This window comes from Spiroplasma litorale, assembly GCF_001267155.1.
Lineage (GTDB): Bacteria > Bacillota_I > Bacilli_A > Mycoplasmatales > Mycoplasmataceae > Spiroplasma_A > Spiroplasma_A litorale.
Genome location: NZ_CP012357.1, coordinates 567,938 through 591,552 on the forward strand (window position 1 = coordinate 567,938; position 23,615 = coordinate 591,552).

A 23,615-nucleotide genomic window follows, 5' to 3' on the forward strand; every position below is an offset into this window, starting at 1 on the left:
CACTACTACTTTCCTTGTAAAATGAATTAACCAATAATATTAAATCTGAATCTATTTCAAGGTTTAATATTTTTCAAGAGTAGTAAGTCTTCTTTTGATATTTTCCCTATTTTATTAACTGTATCACCAAAATTTTTGTAGTTATCTTTTAAAACTATTAAAATCTCTTTCTGATAATGTTTATTATTTGAATTGATTATAAGAACATCTCCAAAATTGTATACATCATTTAAATTAGTAGGTTTTATATCATCTTTAAAAACTACTCTTGGTTGAGTGGAACGAATAAAAAACTCATTTGCATCTCCACGTCAAAAATGATTGTTAAAATTTATAATTTCTAATTCATAATTAGAAACGCTTTTTTCTAATATTAAGTCAAATTCAAAAACATTATCAAATTTAATTTCTTTAATGCTTTTGATTTCCTCGTCACTTAATGGTTGATTTCCAACATAAATTGATTCAAAAAGATTTGTAGATAAAGCCAATTTTATTTGGTTTTTAATTTTCAAATCTCTATAATTTTCACAACTCACCAATTTAGTGACGTCATATTTTTGAGGACCTTTTTTACCGAAGTCAGAACCAACAAAACAACTTACTTCAATATCGAGTTCTCTAAATTTTTTAGTAGATTTAATAAATAAATCTTCAGATAGACCGCTATGAAATAGCGGATAAAAATTGTGACAACCAAATAATCTATCTTTATTTGGCATAAAGTCACATATATTTGTAACAAAATGATCATTATTACTTGCGTTAATTTGAATATCCATACCTTGATAAGTAGTTTGAGCTACTTTACTTGCAACAAATGGTGCATCTAATCTAATGCAATCAATACCTTTGGTTTTAAAAAAAGCTAATTGATCATCAGTGATTTTATAGAGTTTTAATGCTAATTCATTAATGTCTACTACTGTATAATAACCTAGTTTTTTTGCATACATGATACTTTTTTCATAATATTCCAAAAGTTTCTTATCAGGGTTGTCTCCAAGTTGTAAAATTGAAAAAAATACTTTTCTAAATCCAGCTTCGTAGCATTTTTTTAGATAATTATTTGTTTCCTCTTCTGTAAAGTGTTCAGGATAAACAGAAATTCCTAAATGTCTTTTACGCATAAAAATAACCTTTCAAGTTGTAATTATTAAAATAAACCAACAAATTTATTGTAATATAAAAACAGCAAATTTTAACACTTATAATTAATTATTTTATTTATGTGAATCAATAAATTCTGTGAAAAAGTCTTTTAATTTTCAAGTGTACTTAAGTTTAATTATTACTTCTTCGTTATCATCTAAAAAAGATATTTGTAATTTTTTTCTTTTTACATCATTATCAACTTTTAATATATTATTTTTTGTTATTATATTATTTAAAGTAACAATATTGTTTTCATAGATTATTAAATACACAGATTCAGAATACATAAAAATTAAAATAATGTTATTTATTGCAATAATACTAAAAATTAAATACATAAATGTAAAAATTAGTGATAAATAATATATTTTATTAATATATATAATTGAAAGTGTAAAAAAAATTATTACTGAAATATATAAAACATCACTTAAATAATTAATAAATATATTAAAAATTAATGATAATTTTTTATTTTTGTAATATTTTTCTGATTTAAATAATTTTAGCTTTCTAATTTTTAAATAGTAATTAATTACAAAAAAATAGTGAATCGAAGAAGCTAATAAAAAAAACATAAAGCCAATTATAATATCTGTAGTATTAAAAAACTGATTATTCATTTTTATTTTTCTCCTTAATTACATTTTTCAACGTTAAATAAATTATATTTGTTTCATCTATTAAAGTATATTTAGTTTTTTGTATAATCATAGTAATTAACCTAAATCATTGTTTGTTAATGTATGCTTGATCTATAAAAAAATTATCTACATATTCTATATTGTATTTAAAGTAAATGTTTTCTAAAATAAATAACACTGTTTTATTTGTAATGTATAGTTTCGTTTTATATATATTTTTTGAAATTTCTTTTAATTTTTTATTGTTTGTTTTTAATAAACCTTGATTATTATTGAAATAGTAGCATGTCTCATCTTCTGGTAATTCAAATTCAATTGTAACAGGCACTAACTTAAAATTTTTAATAGTAGTTTCTAGGTTTTTTTTAGAATTTATTGAAAAAATTCTTAGTTTTTTATATTTATCTTTAAATTTTAAGTATAAAAAAAATGAAGTAATTAAAGACATTAATCAAAAACAAATTATTAAAATAATTGCTATATCTTGTGTTTTCATTTTTACCTCATATAAGTATAATTATATTTTATTTAATATATATTTTAAAAATAAATTAAAAGTTAAAAAAAACCTTTATATAATAAAGGTTAAATAAATTTAAGCATTAGCTTCAACTTTTTGAGTTGTTTTACCATTAACATTTGGAGTAATATATTTGATTTCTTGATAACTATTTTCGTTATTGCAAATTATCAATATTCCAGCAATTGCTCCTAAAAAGAATGTAAATAATATACAACATACACCTAGTAAAGGTGCGGGTTTGTAACTATTTACTAATCTTTTTGTTGCTAAAGTTATTGGTATAGTTCATGCCATCGTAATAATCATTCAACTTGTTAGAACTGTTGCTATTACCATTAAAACATATGCTGCATTAGCAGTTGGGCTATAAACATTTTTTGAACTTTCTGTCATTTTTTTTACACTTATAATATATTTTAAAATAAAAAATAAAATTCAACTATATTAAATAGTCAAATTTTATAATTAAGAAATTGATTTAATATGAATTTTATTATTTATTGTTTCTATTTCTATTTTAAATGTATTTTTTGCTTTATCTTTGTATTGAGTTGTATATTCAAATACTGTATTTGACTCCATTTTAATTGAAACATTTATATCTTTTTGTAAATTAATATAACTCTCGCTTATTTTATTAAGACTATTTTGCATTTCATCAACAAAGTCTTTTAATAAATTAATAACACCAGTAAGTAATTTAGCGTTTTCATTTAAAAAGCTTTTAAATATTTCCATTGGTGAACCAGATACTGTACTTCCGTCACTATTTAGACCAAGTCCTTTAAGTAGTTCTTTGTAGTTACTTGAAGCGTTTTTTAAATTATGATCAGATGAATAAAGTTTATTAAATAAACTAGATAATGTATCAAATTTAATAGGAGCTATATCTAAAGGAGATATATGTTTATCAATATCATACACAATTTCTTTTATTGTTTTGCTACCTAAATATGGTAATAGATATGATTTAGTGCTATCAAATGAGCCATTTGCTTTTACTTCGCTTATATTTGATATACTTATTGGAAAAATACTTCCTAATTTGCTTGGAATATCAGTTATTTTTGTATTTTGAATAATATCAAGTATGCTTACTCCAAGTTTTTTATTTGGATCATTCCATAAATAACCTATAAAATCTTTAGTAAATATTTTTCATTCATCATTATTTTTACCATTATCAGTAATTTTATTAACGAGACCTTTTATTAAATCAGGTAGATTATCTGCAAAATTTGGAAGTAATGGAATTGCAATTTCAAATATTGTACCACCACTAGAATATCCAAGACCTTTATTTATAAGACTTTTAAGTAGATTACTTACATATAATTTTATTTTACCAATTAATGGAGCGTTAAATTCAATTGTTTCATTGCCTAATAAGACTACTCCAAGATCACCAATTAATCTTCCATAGATTTCAGTATCTGATGAATATTCAACCTTTTCTTTAGTTTTTGGATTTTCTACTCCTTGTATATCAACTTCGTTGTTTGATTCTCCTTTATCAGTATCATGAGTTAAGAATAAAATATTTAATAAGTTTTTAAATATTATTAATCCTTCCCCATTTTTATCATCAACCATTTTTTTTAATAAACCAACTCATTTTTTTGAGTCAAATTCATTTTTACCAACACTTTTGGTTTTGTTTGCTAAAATATCTTTTTTATCAATAACACTTTTTGTAAGTTGATCTTCTGAATAACTATCAATATACAGTAATAAAACTCTAACAAATTTTATTATACCTGGTAAGTATTTAATTGAACTCATTTCAAATTTTAGTGATGTTTTACCATCGATTAAACCTTTTATTAAATTAGCAATAGATTTTGATGCATCATTAAATGTTGAAACACTTTCTTTACCAGCTAATCCGTTCATTGAATTTGCAAAATCAACCATACTATTTCTAACTGCGTCAACATATGTTTTTTCAGTATTTGCATCATATTTAAATGCGTTTTCAAAGTCTTTCAATACTTTATTATCATTTTCAGTTAATGAATTTATTGCGCCTTCTAGTGTATCTTTAAAGTCATATATTGCTCCTTGAAAACCATATAAAGTTGCAAGTAATCCATTTAATTGTTCTGGACTTGATAAACCATTAAGAATAATAGGTATATAAGTATTAATTGTTGATAATATTGAAGGAACTGATTCTTTTGAGTTTAAAACCTCATCCTTGTAGATGTTTTCACCAATCTCAGTTTTGCTATCAGCCAATGTATTTTCTGAACCGAATAATTTTGCAACTGCATCTTTAAAGTAATCACTACTATCTTTTTTGAAATCCTCAGAAATATCTTCGCTAAAGTTTAAATCTTTAATTTTTTTATTGTTTAATAAATTAAAGTAATCACTTGAACTATAGTGGTCTGTGGTATCACCTGCACCTAAATCTAATAGCGAATTCTGATTTACATATAGTGATTTTGCATATTGTGATAAAGCAACAGATTCTGATTTTGATAAATCTGGACTATTTGTATTTGGCGTGTTTTCACTTTCGCTCGCTTTATCTCCACATGCAACTGCATATGAAGAACTTGAAGCAATTATTGAAACTGCTCCCAAAAAACTTAATAATTTTTTCATTATAACTTTCTCTCCTCTTATAGTTATATTTATAAATTAAACTATAAAACTAAGCAAATTAAGTTATTGGATATAAAGTAATAATATACTAGTCATATAAATTATTTTTATATTAAAAATAATTTATATTTAAAAAAATGTTTTTAATTATTTTTATAAAAAAAAAAAAAAAAACAATTTGAAATTGTCAATTAAATTGTTTTTAGTTTATTGATTTAATGTGAATTTTATTATTTGATGTTTCTATTTCGATTTTAAAAGTATTTTTCACTTTATCTTTATATTGAGTTGTATATTCAAATACTGTATTTGATTCAACTTTAATTGAAACGTTTATATCTTTTTGTAAATTAACATAACTATCACTTATTTTGTTAAGACTATTTTGCATTTCATCAACAAAGTCTTTTAATAAATTAATAACACCAGTAAGTAATTTAGCGTTTTCATTTAAAAAGTTTTTAAATACTTCCATTGGTGAACCAGATACTGTACTTCCGTCACTATTTAAACCAAGTCCTTTAAGTAGTTCTTTGTAGTTACTTGAAGCGTTTTTTAAATTATGATCAGATGAATATAGTTTATTAAATAAACTAGATAATGTATCAAATTTAATAGGAGCTATATCTAAAGGAGATATATGTTTATCGATATCATAAACAATTTCTTTTATTGTTTTGCTGCCTAAATAAGGCATAATATATGACTTAGTATTATCAAATGAACCGTTTGACTTTATTTCACTTATATTTGATATACTCATTGGAAAAACACTTCCCAATTTATTTGGAATGTCATTAATTTTTACATTTTGAATAATATCAATTATGCTGAAACCTAATTTGTTATTTGGATCTTTTCATAAATAATCAATTCATGCATCGGCAAGTTTTGATCATTCATCATTATTTTTACCATTGTCTGTTATCTTGTTTACAAGTGTTTTAAGAAAATCAGGTAGTTCATTTATGAAGTTAGGAATTGCACCAAATATCATTGTTAAAGATCCACCACTTTCATAATCTAACCCTAGATTTATAAGTGATTTTAATAGATTGGAAATATAAATTTTTATTTCCATTCCAGAATAATTTATTGTTAATGTTTCTTCGCCTAACAAGACTACTCCAAGGTCACCAATTAATCTTCCATAAATTTCAGTATCTGATGAATATGATACATATTCTCCGCTCTCGTTTTCAGTTCCTACAATATCAACTTCGTCATCACCATCATAATTAGTGTTATCATGTGTTAAGAATAAAATATTTAATAAGTTTTTAAATATTGTTAATCCTTCCCCGTTTTTATCATCAACTAATTTTTTTAATAAACCAACTCATTTTTTTGAGTCGAATTCATTTTTACCAACACTTTTTGTTTTATTTGTTAAAATTACTTCTTTATCAATAACACTTTTTGTAAGTTGATCTTCTGAATAACTATCAATATATAGTAATAAAACTCTAACAAATTTAATTATACCTGGCAAGTATTTGATTGAAGTCATTTCAAACTTTAGTGATGTTTTACCATCGATTAAACCTTTTATTAAATTAGCAATAGATTTTGATGCATCATTAAATGTTGAAACACTTTCTTTACCAGCTAATCCGTTCATTGAATTTGCAAAATCAACCATACTATTTCTAACTGCGTCAACATATGTTTTTTCAGTATTTGCATCATATTTAAATGCGTTTTCAAAGTCTTTCAATACTTTATTATCATTTTCAGTTAATGAATTTATTGCGCCTTCTAGTGTATCTTTAAAGTCATATATTGCTCCTTGAAAACCATATAAAGTTGCAAGTAATCCATTTAATTGTTCTGGACTTGATAAACCATTAAGAATAATAGGTATATAAGTATTAATTGTTGATAATATTGAAGGAACTGATTCTTTTGAGTTTAAAACCTCATCCTTATAGATGTTTTCACCAATCTCGGTTTTGCTATCAGCCAATGTATTTTCTGAACCAAATAATTTTGCAACTGCGTCTTTAAAGTAATCACTACTATCCTTTTTAAATTCACCAGAAATATCTTCTTTGAAATTCAAGTCCTTAATTTTTTTATTACCTAATAAATTAAAATAATCACTTGAACTATAGTGGTCTGTGGTATCACCTGCACCCAAATCTAATAGTGAATTTTGATTTACATACAATGCTTTTGCATATTGTGATAAAGCAACTGCTTCTGCATTATTATTTGTATTGTTTTCGTTATTGTTTGATGATTCGTTTCCGCCACATGCAACTGCATATGAAGAACTTGAAGCAACTAAAGATATTGCTCCTAATACGCTTATTAATTTTTTCATTTAAATTTTCCTCTATCATTATTGTTTATAGAGTAAATTCTAATATAAAGCAAATTAAAGCGTCACCAAAAACTCTTTATTTAATAGTTTATATTAACAAATTAATTTATAAAATTATTTTTAATTTAATAAAAATGTTTTTATAAATTATCATATGGAAAATTTTTAATCAAAAAGTCTTTTCATCCAAGATTGGGACTATGTTTTGGATATATTTTTTTAAAGTTATTTATTGCATCTTCAAAACTTTTATTAGATAAGTATTTTTTTCAAACTAAATAAATAAATACTAAACTAGCGCTTCTATTAACACCTCATAAACAATGAATATATATCTTTTTAGAGCCTATGTTTTTATCTATTTCAAGCAAAACATCTTTAATTAACTTCTTATCTAAACTACCTGAATTTGGAAAATCTTCAAAATTATAGTAAAAACGTTCATCAATTTTTGATTTTAATTTGTTTTCGCTAATTTCAATTACATTTGATGAATTTATCATATCATCATAAATTTCTTGGGCACAAGATATTATTATTTCCGATTTCTTGTCAATGCTATGCATATCACCTAAAATTAAATTATTTATAATTTGTTTTGACATATTTCTCCTTAAATAAAATGTTTTATTATAATTAAAACGTTTTATATATAACACTTAGGTGTTTATTTTTTTATAATTTTATTTTACAATAGAATTATAAAAAGGAGGTAAAATTATGGAATATAAAAAACATTTAAAAAAGCTTAAAAAATATCATTATAATTGATTCAATATTACTTTTGTAATTTTACTCTTCCCTGTTGTTATATTTTTTAGTTGAATATGCTCTAAAATATTCAGATTTTATTTATTTAACTATAAAAGAAGTGGATTTATTAACAATAAAATCGAAATTAACACTTATGAAGAGTTGCTTTATGAATTAGATAAACACTCAGTTAAAGATTTTGATATTAGAAAAGATCAAATAAAAGAGTTTAACATTGGTTACACATCAAATCAAATTAGTGCGCTTATGGTTAGAAATAACAAAAGTAATAAATGAATTGTTGGACTTCATGGATTTAAACGTAATAAGTATTATGCATTACGAAATATCTTTCATTTTTATAGTCAAGGTTATAATATAATAACATTTGATGCTTATGCCCATGGTAAAACATATGGGACTAAATCTGATTTTGGATATACAAATGCAAAAGTATTAGATGAAGTTATTAAATGAACTAAATTATGCTTTGAAGTTGAAGAAATTGGTGTATTTGGTGTAAGTATGGGAGCAAGTACTTCTTTACTTTTTGCAAATAAATATTATAAAAATAACAAGGTTAATTGAATAATTGCAGACTGTGCATTTAGTGAAGTTATACCTCAAATTAGATATTTCTTGAAAAGAGCACTAAAATTACCTTGATGATTAATGTCATTTAATATTAATAAAAATTTTAAAAAATATACTGATGTTAATCTAAAGGATGTAAATCTTTTGGTCAAAAATGATGATATAAATGATTTAAAGATATTGTATATTCATGGTAAAGAAGATGATTTTGTTTTATATGATAACTCTATAGTCCTATATTATATAAAATCTTCAATCGAAAAAGAAAAAATAAGTAAAATTGAAATTTTTGATAAAGCAAAGCATTCTGGATCTTTATGAAAAGATATTAATAAATATCGAGAAGATACAACAAATTTTGTAAAATCAAATAAATAAAAAACTAAGTTTTATACTTAGTTTTTTATTTATAGTTTATAAACTATATATTCAATTATAATTTTCAAGCTAATAGAAGTACAAATAATAAAGATATAAATGTAACTATTATACAAATGAAATTTTATTTATAATTTTTTTAGTTTACTCTTTTTAATGAGATTTTTGCTTGTTTGTTTGATTCATCAACTGAAATAACGTATCCGTCAACAGTTTGACCAACTGAAACAAATTCATTTACGTCAGAAACATATTTATCTGCAATCTCAGAAATATGGATTAAACCTTTGTAAATTGTTCCATCAATGTCAGCGTCACAAAATGCACCGAAATTAACGGTTTTTGTAATAGTTACTTTTACAACTTTGTTCATTTAATAATTCTCCTTCCCTATAACTATACATTTTTTTTATTAAAAAATAAATAGAATTTAAAAATATTTTTTTTAAATATAAAATACTTTTAAACCAATTTTACTAACCTATATATTTTTTATAGTATTTGGTTTTAATAATGCAATTGTTTATAAAGTTATATAGATAAGTGAATCCTATCATAACACCAATAATTAAAATAAATGCAATGATAAATCAACCATATCCTGGTATACCCAATGGACCGTTTGCGTTATGTAAATTTAAGAAAAAATACGGATATCATGTGTTTTTTCCTGACGGTGTATTGTATAGTTGTGAATCAGATCTATATCTTAATTCCCCTTTTATTAGTGAAATAATACAATATGATATTAAAATTGTAAATTGTATTCAAAATTTTCTTGTAAAAAATCGGTTTAAATCAATTTCGCGCTTATTGTCCATCAAAAATAAAAAATATACCACAAATGCAATTGGAGTAATAATGTGATTTACAATAGTTGCAAAAGCATCATAAGAATGAGTTGGAAAACCAGTATCTATTGGAACAAGTATAAAGTTATAAACAATAAAAGTTATTGTAATCATAACCGAAAAAGTAAGTGCTGTAGTATGACTTAAAAATACAAACTTTTTACGACTTGTAAACTTAGAATTACCTTCCTTTTTTGGTGTTATAGCTGCTCATAGTAGCCAAATTTGGCAAAGTATGTTAGAAATAAGTGTAAATGTTGAAAAATAATCTAAAGTATATATTTCATAGTTATTATTATAAGTATCTAGACCATGTCCTGAAAATAGTTTATAAAAATAATATGTATATATAGAAATGCAAGATAATATTGCAAAAAAGTATTTATAAGTAATTTTAAAATTTTTTAAATTTATATATTTCATATATTTATTAATATCTCCTTTTAATGATAATTCTATATTAAAATCATTTAAAAACTTTTTATAAATTATAAATAAATATAATATTATTTAGATATAAACTTACTTGTTATTAATGAAAAAATTCAATATGTAAAAATAATTATAAAATTAATTAAATAAAGTTTATTTGTTTCTTCGTTATGAACAGATAAATAGTTTAAAACTGATGATTCAATAAAAATTATTATTGGTAATGCTATGTTTAGGATTATATTAAATACATTAAATGATTTGTATTCAAATACTTCAAGTATGCTAGTAAAAATATAACTTAGTAACATTGTTGATAAAACAATATACACAATATAACATAAAAAAGTTATTAATTCAGATTCGTATCAATCACTTGAACTCTTCATTATTGGAGATAATATTATATTTAAAAAGATATCTATAAAAATAAAACAAATGAACATTAAATAAACAAATAAATGTCCTCAAAATATTTTTATACTATGCTTTTTTCGATTATATATAAGATTAAAAATAAACAATAGACTAGAAATCAAGAAAACACAAAGAGAAAATGATCCATAAAAAAACTTATTAAGGTCAACCCCTATTCCATAAAGCATCCCCCCTACTGCACCATATAAAATTAAAGAAATAATAAAAGCTGGGTACAAAAAGTAAGAAAATCTTGAAATATATAAACTTGTAATTTTTCATTTGTTAACTTCATATTCATGTGAATGTACATCTTTATTATGTAATGATAAATAAAAACTTATTACAAATCAGCTATTTTTATTGTAATATTCATTCACTCTTTTTAAATCAAACATATTTTCTGTTTTTAGGTGCATCAACTTATCTTTTTCTTTTTTATAAGTTTCATTAATGTTTTCCATGACTAAGGAACAAGATTGATAAAGGTCACTAAAATCATGATTACTTAAAATTCTTGAAGCTAATTCGTCTATTAATAGGTTTAAATAAACCGGTCTATATTTAATCGAACTATAATCTTTTATGTTATGTTTAATTTTATCAATTTTTTGATCTTTTATATTTTCTTTCAAAACAGATAAATATTTAATTACATTATCGTATTCGAACAAAATATTATTTCTCAAATTTTTTTTATAATCTTTTAAGTTTTTAATATTAAAAAAAAGAATTGTTTTAATTGCACCATATACAATAGTAAAAATGGACCCTAAAATCAATAACTTAAATGGACTAAAGATTTGATACAAAGTAGTTTGAACTTTACTTTTATCATAAAGATAATCTATTCAAGAACTATAAATATAGTATAAAAAAGTCATTATTGTAATGAAAACAATTTCATATATTATTTTTTTCATATTTCTTCCTCTAAATAATTATATTATATATATCTAATAGAAAAATTTAATAACTATTTTAATTCATTTAAAAATATTTAAATGGTTGATAAATCATAATAATCATAATTAATTTTTAAATTATCGTCTGTTTTAAAAGTTAGTATTTCATTATCGTTTTCTTCTAAAAACTTTAGCATTGTAAAAGTTGATCCATCTGGGAACTTCATTTCTAAAGTTGTTTTGTCTAATAATATTTCTATGCTATTATTTTTAAAATTTTTCAAATCAGCGTAATACTCTCTAATATTTGAAAACCCTTCATTATTTTTTAAGTTTTTGTATGTAGAGCTTCTTTTTACTGATATTTTATTATTTGTAAAATCAAGTTTTATTTTTGCGTTATATGAATTAGCATTTAACTCAAAGTTTATATTACTATTAAAATTATTTAAATTATTCAAGTTTATTACCATTTTAAAAATTCCACCAATTTCAGTAAAACTATTTTTATTAATTAGCTCAACTTTTTTTGTTTTTAAAGTATTTTCAAAACCTAAAAAATCAGAATTTATTGTGTAATTTGGTTTGTTTTCTGTGCCTGTATTTTCTAATGAAACTTCTCTCGCAACTGACATTGAACCAATTCTGCCATCATCTGGTAGTTGATATATATAACTTCAACTTCCTAATCACGCTGTTGAAATCAATTTATCAACATTCAAATTTGATTGCTGGTTTAACATATATTTTGCAGCATAATAATCAGGTCCAAAATCAAATCTCTTTGTTTCTTGATTTTCATCTGGAATAAAAACATAGTTGTTATCAATTTCCCCAACCACATAGTAAGTACCAGTATATAAATTATCTGAATCTTGACCTCAACCGCCATTACCACCATAAAATAAAACAAACTTCTTTTTGTTTGAATTTTTTACATTCATTTGAAATATATTTGGACATTCTAACATTGGATGTTTAGCATAGTATTTTCCGGTTTTAAAGTATTCACCAGTTGGTTCATCAGCTACTCAAACACCAAAATTATCATTTTGTGCTAAATACATAACATATTTTCCATCCATTTTAAAGAAGAATGGATCTCTAAAGTCTCCTGGGTTATCATATTCTTGTTTCCTATTTATTATTGGAGTATCTTTAATTGGTATAAAATTATATCCTCCATCAATTGAATAATAACCCATTATATTTTGTTCATTTCTTGCGAAAGATGAAACCATTGCTATAATTGTTCCTTCACCATATTTAAAAAAATTATTTTTATCTTCAAAAACTGTGCCAGATGAAATGTCATTATAATATGTTAAATCTTTATCAGCTGCAATCCCGATATAATTTCAATGAATTCAATCTTTAGTAGTTACATGATACATGGTAGAACCCCATTTACCATGATTAGTCCCATCATCATCAAATACTGCTTCATTATTATATAAATAATATACGTGCCAATAACCATCTCTATAAAATCCGCCTAAAATATCATTCATCAATCCAGTTTCTTGCATTTGAACATGAAATTTATTGCTAAATCTTTCTTGGAAACTTTTTTGATAATTACTATACGAAGATAGAGTAGCAAAAAAATATGCCCCAGCAGATAGGTATATTAGTGCAAATGCAGTTATTATTCATCTAAATTTACTCATCGCTATTTCCTTTAAAAATTTATTTTTTTATTTGATAATAACTATATCTTAAATTACTTGCTTTTGTAGATAATTTTATATCTTCGAATGATTTTGAATCAACAAATTTTAGCATTGTAAATGTTGAATTATCCGTAAATTTGAACTCTACAATTGTTTTATCGATATATATTTCTAAATTTGAAGATTTTTTAAGAGCTTTTAAATTAGAATTATAAATTCTTTCCTTTGTAAATTCTTCTTTTCCATAGTTAAAATCAACTTTAATATCTCTTTTTACTTTTATTTTATTATTAGTATAATCTAAATTAACCTTAATTGAATATTGATTATCACCAATAATTAAATTAACTTCATTGTTGCCGATATTATTTCAAGAAAAATCAGCTTTATAATATTTACCTATTAAATTGTTTGATTTAATTAAATTAGAATCACTTAAATATTTTCCTTCACTTTCAGGTTTAAAGTTATTAAACCCTATATAATCAGATTTCATAATATATTCAAAACCAGTTGAATTAGTTTCTTTTGTTAATTTTATTTCTCTTGCCAAAGACATATTTCCAAGTCTTCCATCATTTGGTATAGAATAATTATAACTTCAATTACTTACTCAACCAGTTGTAATTAAACTATCAATATTTGTATTATAAGGACTTTTTGTCATAAATTTTGCAGCATAATAATCGGGTCCAAAATCTAATCTTTTGTAGCTTTTATCACTATCTGGTTTAAAGACATATGTTTTTTCATCTAAATCTCCAACTACATAATAAGTACCTGAAGAAAGATCATCTTTATTTTCACCTCAACCGCCATTACCACCATACAGTGCAACTCATTTTTTTTCAACTTTTTCTTCATATTCTACGTTCATTTGAAATATATTTGGACATTCTAACATTGGGTGTTGAGCTTTGAAAGATCCTGTTTTTTCATATCCGCTTATTGGGTTATTAGATACATATACTCCAAATTCATTTTCTTCTGCAATATACATAATAAATTTATTATCTTTTTTAAAAAAATATGGATCTCTAAAATTTTCGTTTGTTTCTTTATGTGGATTTCATAAAATTGGTTCTTCTTTTACTGGTAAAAAATTATATCCTCCATCAATTGAGTAAGACATCATTATATTTTGGCCTTCATCACTGTATGAGGTTGTAACTGCAATAATCGCTTCATTACCATAACCAAAATCATCATTAACATCTTCAAAAAAAAGTTCCTGATGCTTGATCACCATACTTTGTTGTAAATTTTGGTACAGCAGGTCCTTCGTAATTTCAGTTTATTCAATCTATTGTAGTGACATGATATCAAACAGAACCAAATTTACCATGATTAGCACCAGATGAATCAAAAATGCCATCTGCATTTTGTAAAAAGTAAACATGCCATTTTCCATCTCTATAAAATCCACCCTGAATATCATTCATCATCCCAGTGGTTGGGTTTTGTACGTGGAATTTATTTGTAAATTTTTCATTATTTATTTCTGGTAAAGAATAACTTGTATGTGGTTTTGAAAAACTTTGTTTAAAAGCCAAACTCATAGATGAAATAAAAATTGATAAAATTGAAAATAATAATCCCATAAATATTGTTTTTTTCATATATATCCCCTATTTAATATTGATAATAATCGTAATTAAAACTTATTTTTGTAGATGATTCTAATGTTAATTTTTCAACAGACTTACCATCTGGAAACTTTACTAAAGATATAGTAGAACCATCTGGCATTATAGCTTCGATTGAAGTTGTATCAACATATAATGAAATTTTTGCTTTATTAAGTTTGTTAATATTTGCACTGTATTTTCTTTTTTGAATAAATCCATTATTGTTTTTAATTGTTTCATCAAGTGAACTTCGATATGTTGATATTTGATTATCATTAAAATCTAATTTTAAAGTATTTTTATATGTTTCGTCATTAAAAACTAAGTTAATAATTCCTTTTGATTTATCAGTGTTTTTAAACTCTAAATCCAGTTTATAACTACCACCTTTTAAGGTTCTATCAACAAAAAAACTTTCATTTCCATATGATGATGATTCTAAATTTTCATTGTCAATAAATGATTGTTTCAAAGAATAAATTCCTTCATCATTTTTAACTAATAATATCTTTCTAGCCAAAGACATGTTTCCTCAGTATCCAGTATTAGGAACTATCCTGTTATAATCCCAACTACTCATTCAACCAGTACCAATTAAATACTTTCCTAAGTCATCATCATTCTCTTTGGTATCTTCAAAAAACTTTGCTGCATAAAAATCTGCACCAAAATCAAGTCTCTTAGGTCCTTGTTCTTCAACAAATACAAAATTTTCATTTAAGTGACCTATAGAATAATAAGTTCCAGTACCCAAATTATCAATAAATTCAGGTTGACCATTATCATTATTACCATTTCCTCCATAAATCATAATATATTTTTTTGAGTTTTTATCTCCATTGACATTTAATTCAAATAAATTTGCACATTCAACCATTGCGTGCTTTGCGTAATAATCACCTTTATGTTCATAACCTTTTAAAGGATTTTCAGAAACATATACACCAAATTTATCTAGTTGTGAAACATACATAATAAATTTGCCATCTTTTTTAAAAAAATGTGGATCTCGAAAATCTGGATATGTTCCTTCAGGTTGGTTATTTTTTAATATTGGCTCACTATCATTTAATGGATTAAAATTATATCCAAAATCATTACCTTCCCCATTTTCTCCAGGGTTAGAATAATATGCTAATATATTTTGCCCTTTTTCACCACCATAACCTGTAGAAATCGAAACTCTACCATTTTTAAGATTTTTAACATTAAAATCTCCATCTTTGTCAATGAATAATGTTCCACCAGCGGCATCGCCTCAACCTTTACTATTTCATTTTTTTACAGCTAACCCTTTATATTCATAATTTACAAAGTCCTTTGTTTGCATATGAAACCATTCAGTACCATTTTTACCTATTTGTTCTCCGTTTTCATTATAATTAGCTTCGCTATTGTATAAGAAGTACAAATGTCAGTAAGTACCATCAAATCATGCACCTTGCATATCGTTTAACATTCCTTTTTTATCTGGCGTATCAACATGAAATTTATTGTAATATCTTTCATTATAGTTTGGACTTGTTAACCTAGAACCATTAATTAAATTTATTTTTGTTAGATTTTCAACTTCCTTGTTTGCATCTTCTTTATTGCTTGTGTTATTATTTGTACAAGAAATTGAAGATAATAAAACATTACCACTAAGGCATATTAAAGATAATATACTTAATACTTTTTTCATTTTTAATCCCCTCTATAGTAAATTATAGATATATAAAATAATAAATAAATAGTATATTTAAAAAAAATTATTTTTACTTACATAATTTATATAAAGTAAAAATATATTATCTACATTTCTTATAATATTTATTAGGTCTTCATTTAAATAAAAAATAACCAGCGAAATAACTGGTAAACATATTCTGTCAAGTATAGAATATGTTTTTTTATTCTAAATTGAGTTTCAAACCTCTCACGGTGTGCCTCATTTTTAACCATCACTTTATTAAAATTATAATAATACAAATAATCTACAACAGTATTATAAACTGATTCAAAATTTTTATATTTACCAGTATATCACTCTGTTTTTATAGAAGAAAAGAATGTTTCACAAGCAGCATTATCAAGAGAACATCCAGGGTTACTTAGTGAAATTTGAATATTATTTTTTTACAAAATTCTTTACTATAATTTGATGTGTATTGAAAACCATTATCTGAATGTATTATAAGATTTTTGTTTTTGATGAAATAATTTTTAGCCATTTTTAAAGTGTTTATGTATATTTTATTATCATTTCTAATCGAAATGTCATAACCAACTATAAAACCTGTTTTTACATCTTTCATAATACTTAAATATGCAAACTTTTTATTAGCATAAGGTAAATAAGTAACATCCGTTACAAATAATTCGCCTTTATCATATTTTTTTTATTGTCTATTTACAATATTAGGTATTGATTTATTTTTAACTTTGATTTCTTTTGGTTTTTAATTTTCTTTTTAATCTTATTTTTGATTTAATACCCAATAGTTTCATATATTTGTATACTAATTTATTTGACGCTATACAGTTATAATTTCTTTTTAAATTTATTCTAATTCTTGGATATCCATAAGTTTCATTGTGCTATTTAAATATATCTTTGATTTTATTAGTTAAATTATTATCAAATTTGTAATTAAATTTAGGTTTCCTTTTTTTTACTCATCTATAATAACTTGCTTGAGTTGTTTGGAGCGCATAACATAAAAACTTAATTGATCAATATTTTTTATTATTTTCAATGTATAAATATTTTAACTCTTGTATTTTTCTAAATTATCCAGGGATTGATTGAACTTTTTTAGGATTTCATTCTCCATTTCTAAAAGTTTATTTTTTTTCTTTAGTTCCTGAAGTTCTTTTCTTAACAGATTACCTCTTAATTCATTATTTACTCTACTTATGCCACAACTTTACCCAACTCTCGTTGATATTTTCTTTAAGTAATCCTCACCATACTCTTCATAACCAAGCGCTCATTTTCTTGCAGCGGAATAAGATACATCATATTTTTTAGCTATTTTTTTCATGATGGTTGATTTTTAGATCAATCTTTTGCTATTTCTAATTTCTTTTCAAAAGACACTATATTTGATTTATTTCCTTTTAAATTTGCCATATAAAAAATCCTCTATGTATAGATTATATTAGATTTTTTTATTCTAACTCTATACATAAAGGATTATATTCAAGCGAAATAACTGGTTTTTTTTACTCCTTTTTTAAAAGAATTTTTCATTTACTTATAAATTATTGGACTTATATTAGAAACTTCAAATTCTTGATCACATGAAAATTCAATTCTATTAAAGTTTTTTACAAAAAATCTTGAAGTAAATACTGTTTTATAATCATCGGCAAATAGTTCGATTGAAGATGAATCAATAAATATTTCAACTATTTGAGGTTTATTTTTGATTTTTCTTTTTGCATATCTTGTTGTTTCAAAATCTCAGTCAACTTGTGAAGTTTGATTAGATCTATCCATAATTATTTCATCATCAGTAAATTTAACTTCTAAATATTCATTATTATCATTTAAAATTTTAAAATCTATATTTCCATTTAAAGTAAATTTTAAATGTTTATTTTTATTAATGTTTATATTGTTAGTTTTAACTATTTTTTTATCTTTTAACACATTATTTACAAATTCTAAATACGGTTTTTGTACTAGTTCATCATTTTCAATTGACATTTCTCTAGGAATTGTAAGCATTGAGTGTCATGAATATTCGTCTGTAGGATACTGAACATCACAAACTCCAAATCATCCGATATTTAATAATTTATTGTTTGCTCAATATGTTTGTGGAGCATAAAAGTCATAACCATAATCCATGTTTTTCATTGCAAATTTCTCATTTAATTGATTTCCATCAAAATCAATTTTATCGATTATTGTATATACTACATTTCTTGAACTATTTAACTCATATTTATCTTTTTCATTAAAATAACCTTCTGCTGAAATAAAGAATAAATATTTATCATTTATTTTATCTAAATTTGGACATTCTCACATATATCCATAAGTATTCCCTTTAATACTTGGTTTTAAGATTGTTTTGAAAGTAAAATCATCATAATCATTCATTTCATAAACTGCTAAACCACCTAAGTCATCTTCTTTTGTTCTTACACCAAATATCATATATTTTTTATTATTATGTTCAAAAATTTTAGGATCTCTAGCATGTGGAGTAAATTTGTCGCCATCTCAGTCAACAGCTACTCTTTTATTAATTATTTTTTCATTTTCAAAATCTGCAACCAACTGAATTTCTTCAGTCATATTACCTTTTCCATCTTCCATATTTCCAGTGTAATATATTTTAACGGTGTCACCAAAATCATATGCACTTCCTGAAAATGAACCGAATGCTTCTTTTTCGTGATCTGGAACTACTGAAACACCTTTATCCTCATAATTTACAAAGTCTTTTGTCTTAACATATCTTCAATGTTTAAAACCATGATATGGTTCAACTGGTGATCATTGATAATGAATATGATGTATTCCATCCTTAAATAACAACCCATTAGGGTCATTTACTAACCCATTTGGTGAAGCTATATGATATGTAGGTCTATAGAACACATCTTCTTTAACAAGTTTGTTTGCTTCTTCATAATATTTATTATCAATTTCATTATATTTTTTTCATTGTATATCTTTAATTCTTTTCATTTTATTCTCCTTTTTTAATGGTTTTGATATTTTCTTGTTTTTTTACTGAGTCGATAACTGGAATTGGAGCAAAATCTCTTTCTAAAATAGAGTTTGTCATTTTTTTAAAGTAACTTACTCTTGATAAAAGAATTGTTGCAATGAAAGTAGTACCAATTGTTACGACTAAGGCTATTGCCATTCATAAAAACCCTGTTCCAGCTCATGTTGACATATTAAACTCAGAAATTCTTGAAGCTTGCGGAATTATTGTTAAGAAAACAAGTAATGAACATGGTCCCATTGTTGTAAGAACCCCAGATGCAGTTGTTATAATTACTCCTGCTGTCGTACCAATACTTACAGCTATTACTGGGAATAAAAATCTTAGTGCTACACCAAATAATGCAGGTTCAGTTGATCCTCCCACAAAGGCTATTAGATATGAAGGAACTGCTGTTTTTTGTAGTTCTTTATTTTTTTTGTTTAATATTGAAAAAGCAAGTACGCTTGTAGCAACTGAAACATTTAATTGAGTGAACATTGGGTTTATTGAAGTTGCATTATAAGTCATGAATTGTTGTAAAGCTACTACAACAAATATTTGTATAAATCCCGTCACAACTAGTCAAGGTAGCATAATTGCAAATAATGGATTAAATATAAATTTCGCAATTTCATGTGTAGTTGCTCATAATACTGCTATATTCATTCCATAAGTAATCATCATACCAATTGGTGCAATAAGAAGTTGAGCTACAAAGAATGAAACTAGCACAACCATTGGAATACCAAAGATTTCTTTTACAACACCTCATTTAATTTTTCTAACCAATCTTTCTAGATAAACAGCTATAAAACCAATTAAAACTAATGGTAATATTTGTCCTTCGTATGAAATTTTTCATGGATATCCACTTAATAAGTTTGAATATGATCACTCACCAGCGCTACCAGAATGTCCTCATTCAAATAGTGGTTTTCCTGAACCCATAAAATCATTTGTTGAAGTCATATCTTTAGCACATAAAACTACACCAATAGATATCCCTATTGCCTCACTACCCTTCATTAGTTTAAAAATAGATCATGGGATTAATATACTAAAAGACAAAGCTAAGGATTTTTGAAGAGTTGCCATAATTTTTCCTAATGTTAAAGCAAACTCGCCAGTATCTTTTATTGCTTGACCATTAACTTCAATACCATTTATAATATTTTCAATTGTTGATACAATTGATAAAGTTATTAAATAAGGTATTATAGGCATTACTAAAATACCTATTCCGTCTGTTAATGATTTGAAAAAACCTTTTTTAGTAGTTAATTTAACATCATAAAAATTAGCTACTTTTTTTAAAGATACCCCTAAACATTTTAATAAATCTTTATTAAAATGTTCGATATTATTTCTTACAACGAATTGAACCAAGTCATCTTTTACAATGACACCAGTTATTAGAGAATTATTCTTTATTTTTTCAACTTCTACTTTATTTAAATCAATAACCTTTATTCTCATTCTAGTAGCACAATGACTAACATTCTTAATGTTTTCAACATTACCTAAAGCATCAGCAACTAAAATGATGTCATTATCAATATTTTTTTTACTAAAAATCTTCATTTATATATCCTTTCAGAGAATAGTACTATATGTGTGTTCTATTCATATATATTAAATCATATATATTTAGTTTTTTTTGGTTTTTTTTGGATAATATAAAAAAAATGGAAATTTTATTAAATCAAATTTAATAAAATTCTAAATATTTAGTTTAGCTTGCAAATCTATATTGATTATTTAAGTTTTCTTATAAATAAATAAAAAAAACATAAATTTATAATAATTTATGTTTTTGTTTGATATTATATTTTTTTTATGTTTGAAACAAAAAGATAATTTCCACTATAATTTAGTTTAATTTCAAATTTATTTTCTAAATTTGTTGTTTTATTTTTTACTAGATAAATATAATCATTAACTTTATTTTCCACTATACTTACTTCGGTATTGTCATAATACGCATTAACGATCTCTTTGGTTTTTGAAAGTTTTTTATTATAAGAACTAATCATTGTGCTTAAAGTATTAATAACTGAATTTAATCATGGTAAATTCTCATTTACTATAACTTGCAGTTGTTCAAGTGGAGAATCTTTTGCAATGGTGCTATCATCATTTAAACCTAAAATTTTCATAAAATTATCAACGTCTTCAGTTGCTTTAGTAAAAGTATTATTTGTATATAATCTTTTAAATAAAATTGCAAATGAATCAAATTTAATTTTAAAGTTTGTATCAGGTTTTTCTTTTTTTTGATTATCTATATCCGCTTTTATAGAATTAACAATAGATTGTAATGAATTAGAAGTCAAGAATCCTAATCCTAAATCTTTTTTATTATCAAATATTTTATTTTTTTCTGATGTGTTGCCTGAATTAAATAATTGTGAATTTAATAAGTTTTCTAATGGTTCAGATAATATTTTTTTAATTGAAAGATTTAGTTTTTCATTTTCATTATCATATAAATAATTAATTCATTTACCTGATTTTCCAAAAAATTCACTTCAATCTTTTGAATCGATATTAGAAACAATATTTTTTAATAAATCTGGCAATTTATCTTTAAAACTTGGTAGCAAAGCTATTAAAGTACTAAAACCTATTTGAATTCCACCAACTAATTGAGTTTTACCACCTGTATCATAGCCAACACCTCAATTTACAAAACTTCTTATAACCGAATCTATATATAGTGTTATAGTTTTTCCCATAGCATCTACAACTAATTTTTCTTCTCCCACAAGCTTTATAGCTAAACGTGATAAAATGTTAATTAATCCGTTTTTTCCACCTTCATATTTTTTATTAATATTAGTTGCATCAATAACATTTTCTTTATCTGTTGCTGGAGTTGCCAGTAATACGCCAAGTAAATTTTTTAAAGTTAGTCCACCTTTACTATCTGTATCATTTACCACATAACTTAAAACTTCGATTGCATTATCAAAATCAAAAACATTTTCTTCTTCTTTAATTTTTGCAGTTCTTTTAGTTTCTAACATTTCAATAAAATTATTTCCATCATATTCTGTAGTTAAGTCTTTAATACTAAATGAATTTAAGTAAACTAATAATGATCTTATAAAGAATATTAGCTCTGGAAAACTACTTATATCAAGAAGTATATCTAATTTAAGACTTTTTGTTCCATTTAAAATTTCGATTAAGTTTGTTGCTATTTTTTCTGAGGCAACATTAATGTTAGAATTAATTTCACTACTATTTTTATATGTTAATTTTTCTGTACTTTCGTCTTTATTTATAATTTTATCAACTGAGTTTGAAAGTGCAATAATACCTGCGTTTAAACCATCCTCATAACTTAAAAATACACCTTTATCATCTTTAAATGCTTCTACTGAAAATGCTTTTTCTAAATCTTTTAATACATTATTATCAATTAATTTACCTAAAGTTTTCAATAAAGCTGGTGATACTAAATCTTTTAGTTTTTTTGACAAAATACTCATAAGTGGTCCAAAAGCTGCAGGGTTTGATAATGACTTCAATATCATTGGAAGTGATTGAACTAATGATGTAATTGTACCAACCATACCTGTAACTTCTGGAGCAACTACTCCATCTTTGTATATTCCATCTTCAACATTAGTATTATCATTTACAATATCGGTGCTATTTTTAAAATATTTGCTTGCTATATCGCTGTATCTTGTAAAATCATTTGTTTCGACATTTTTAAAATCACCTAAATTTAAATTTCTAATATAATTATCTTTAACATAATCCTTCATTAAATATGATGAACTATAATGTATTTTATTTAATCCTTCGTTAGTTGTGTCTATTTCATTCTCATTTATATAAAGTGCTTTTGCATATTGTGACATTAATTTAGATATATTTTCTTGATCATCACTATTATCAAAAATTGTGTTTGCATTACCACATGCTGTCACCAAAGATATTGATGATGATGTAATTGAAATTATCCCTAAAATACTAATTAATTTTTTCATTATTAATACCCCT

Annotated in this window: 19 protein-coding genes and 1 pseudogene; 1 reads left to right on the forward strand and 19 read right to left on the reverse strand. The window is 24.1% G+C overall.

All coding sequences use genetic code 4. From position 1 onward, the window contains the following. Window positions 1-26: 26 nt before the first annotated feature. From SLITO_RS02755 to SLITO_RS02785, 7 genes are all read right to left on the reverse strand, one after another. The gene (locus tag SLITO_RS02755) at window positions 27-1,130 is read right to left on the reverse strand and encodes a MupG family TIM beta-alpha barrel fold protein (RefSeq protein ID WP_075058258.1); all 1,104 of its coding nucleotides are present in this window, start codon (window positions 1,128-1,130) and stop codon (window positions 27-29) included. A gap of 93 nt (window positions 1,131-1,223) precedes the next feature. Next, on the reverse strand, window positions 1,224-1,778 hold the full coding sequence (locus SLITO_RS02760) for a hypothetical protein (protein ID WP_075058259.1): 555 nt from the start codon (window positions 1,776-1,778) through the stop codon (window positions 1,224-1,226). Then, on the reverse strand, window positions 1,771-2,295 hold the full coding sequence (locus tag SLITO_RS02765; RefSeq protein WP_075058260.1) for a hypothetical protein: 525 nt from the start codon (window positions 2,293-2,295) through the stop codon (window positions 1,771-1,773). The genes SLITO_RS02760 and SLITO_RS02765 overlap by 8 nt, the downstream gene beginning before the upstream one ends. 99 nt (window positions 2,296-2,394) lie before the next feature. Then, window positions 2,395-2,715 carry a hypothetical protein gene (locus tag SLITO_RS02770; protein ID WP_075058261.1) on the reverse strand — a complete coding sequence of 107 codons (321 nt, stop codon included), beginning with the start codon at window positions 2,713-2,715 and terminating at the stop codon, window positions 2,395-2,397. A 72-nt stretch (window positions 2,716-2,787) separates the two neighbouring features. Then, window positions 2,788-4,932 (reverse strand): lipoprotein, encoded by a 2,145-nt coding sequence (locus SLITO_RS02775; protein ID WP_075058262.1) that lies wholly within the window; start codon window positions 4,930-4,932, stop codon window positions 2,788-2,790. A gap of 202 nt (window positions 4,933-5,134) precedes the next feature. Next, window positions 5,135-7,258: a lipoprotein gene (locus tag SLITO_RS02780; protein ID WP_075058263.1), complete on the reverse strand. Its 2,124-nt coding sequence runs from the start codon at window positions 7,256-7,258 to the stop codon at window positions 5,135-5,137. Window positions 7,259-7,398: 140 nt separating this feature from the next. Next, window positions 7,399-7,863, reverse strand: a complete 465-nt coding sequence (locus SLITO_RS02785) for a dual specificity protein phosphatase family protein (RefSeq protein ID WP_075058264.1) — start codon at window positions 7,861-7,863, stop codon at window positions 7,399-7,401. A 115-nt stretch (window positions 7,864-7,978) separates the two neighbouring features. Between SLITO_RS02785 and SLITO_RS02790 the strand changes: the two genes are divergently transcribed. After that, entirely contained in the window at window positions 7,979-8,983 is a 1,005-nt protein-coding gene (locus tag SLITO_RS02790; protein WP_075058265.1) for an alpha/beta hydrolase, read from the forward strand. Window positions 8,984-9,122: 139 nt separating this feature from the next. Here the strand turns inward: SLITO_RS02790 and SLITO_RS02795 are convergent, their stop codons facing one another. The 12 genes and pseudogenes from SLITO_RS02795 to SLITO_RS02850 form a co-directional block, all read right to left on the reverse strand. After that, window positions 9,123-9,356 carry a S1 RNA-binding domain-containing protein gene (locus tag SLITO_RS02795; RefSeq protein WP_075058266.1) on the reverse strand — a complete coding sequence of 78 codons (234 nt, stop codon included), beginning with the start codon at window positions 9,354-9,356 and terminating at the stop codon, window positions 9,123-9,125. 103 nt (window positions 9,357-9,459) lie between these two features. Further along, on the reverse strand, window positions 9,460-10,257 hold the full coding sequence (locus tag SLITO_RS02800; protein ID WP_075058267.1) for a Pr6Pr family membrane protein: 798 nt from the start codon (window positions 10,255-10,257) through the stop codon (window positions 9,460-9,462). Between the two features lie 83 nt (window positions 10,258-10,340). Then, window positions 10,341-11,606, reverse strand: coding sequence for a hypothetical protein (locus SLITO_RS02805; RefSeq protein WP_075058268.1), 1,266 nt, complete (start codon window positions 11,604-11,606; stop codon window positions 10,341-10,343). A 77-nt stretch (window positions 11,607-11,683) separates the two neighbouring features. Beyond that, window positions 11,684-13,258, reverse strand: a complete 1,575-nt coding sequence (locus SLITO_RS02810) for a glycoside hydrolase family 32 protein (protein ID WP_075058269.1) — start codon at window positions 13,256-13,258, stop codon at window positions 11,684-11,686. Between the two features lie 19 nt (window positions 13,259-13,277). Beyond that, complete coding sequence (locus SLITO_RS02815; protein WP_075058270.1) at window positions 13,278-14,510, reverse strand: glycoside hydrolase family protein; 1,233 nt, start codon at window positions 14,508-14,510, stop codon at window positions 13,278-13,280. Continuing rightward, window positions 14,470-14,880: a glycoside hydrolase family protein gene (locus SLITO_RS02820; RefSeq protein WP_075058271.1), complete on the reverse strand. Its 411-nt coding sequence runs from the start codon at window positions 14,878-14,880 to the stop codon at window positions 14,470-14,472. The genes SLITO_RS02815 and SLITO_RS02820 overlap by 41 nt, the downstream gene beginning before the upstream one ends. 13 nt (window positions 14,881-14,893) lie before the next feature. After that, window positions 14,894-16,573, reverse strand: a complete 1,680-nt coding sequence (locus SLITO_RS02825; protein WP_075058272.1) for a glycoside hydrolase family 32 protein — start codon at window positions 16,571-16,573, stop codon at window positions 14,894-14,896. Window positions 16,574-16,982: 409 nt separating this feature from the next. Next, on the reverse strand, window positions 16,983-17,249 hold the full coding sequence (locus SLITO_RS02830; protein ID WP_083433348.1) for a DDE-type integrase/transposase/recombinase: 267 nt from the start codon (window positions 17,247-17,249) through the stop codon (window positions 16,983-16,985). A gap of 58 nt (window positions 17,250-17,307) precedes the next feature. After that, a pseudogene (locus SLITO_RS06255) lies at window positions 17,308-17,457 on the reverse strand (IS3 family transposase); the annotation flags it as partial. 667 nt (window positions 17,458-18,124) lie between these two features. Beyond that, window positions 18,125-19,576 (reverse strand): glycoside hydrolase family 32 protein, encoded by a 1,452-nt coding sequence (locus SLITO_RS02840; protein ID WP_075058274.1) that lies wholly within the window; start codon window positions 19,574-19,576, stop codon window positions 18,125-18,127. A gap of 1 nt (window position 19,577) precedes the next feature. Next, window positions 19,578-21,182, reverse strand: coding sequence for a PTS transporter subunit EIIB (locus SLITO_RS02845; RefSeq protein ID WP_075058275.1), 1,605 nt, complete (start codon window positions 21,180-21,182; stop codon window positions 19,578-19,580). A gap of 242 nt (window positions 21,183-21,424) precedes the next feature. Next, on the reverse strand, window positions 21,425-23,602 hold the full coding sequence (locus SLITO_RS02850; protein ID WP_075058276.1) for a Vmc-like lipoprotein signal peptide domain-containing protein: 2,178 nt from the start codon (window positions 23,600-23,602) through the stop codon (window positions 21,425-21,427). Window positions 23,603-23,615 lie beyond the last annotated feature (13 nt).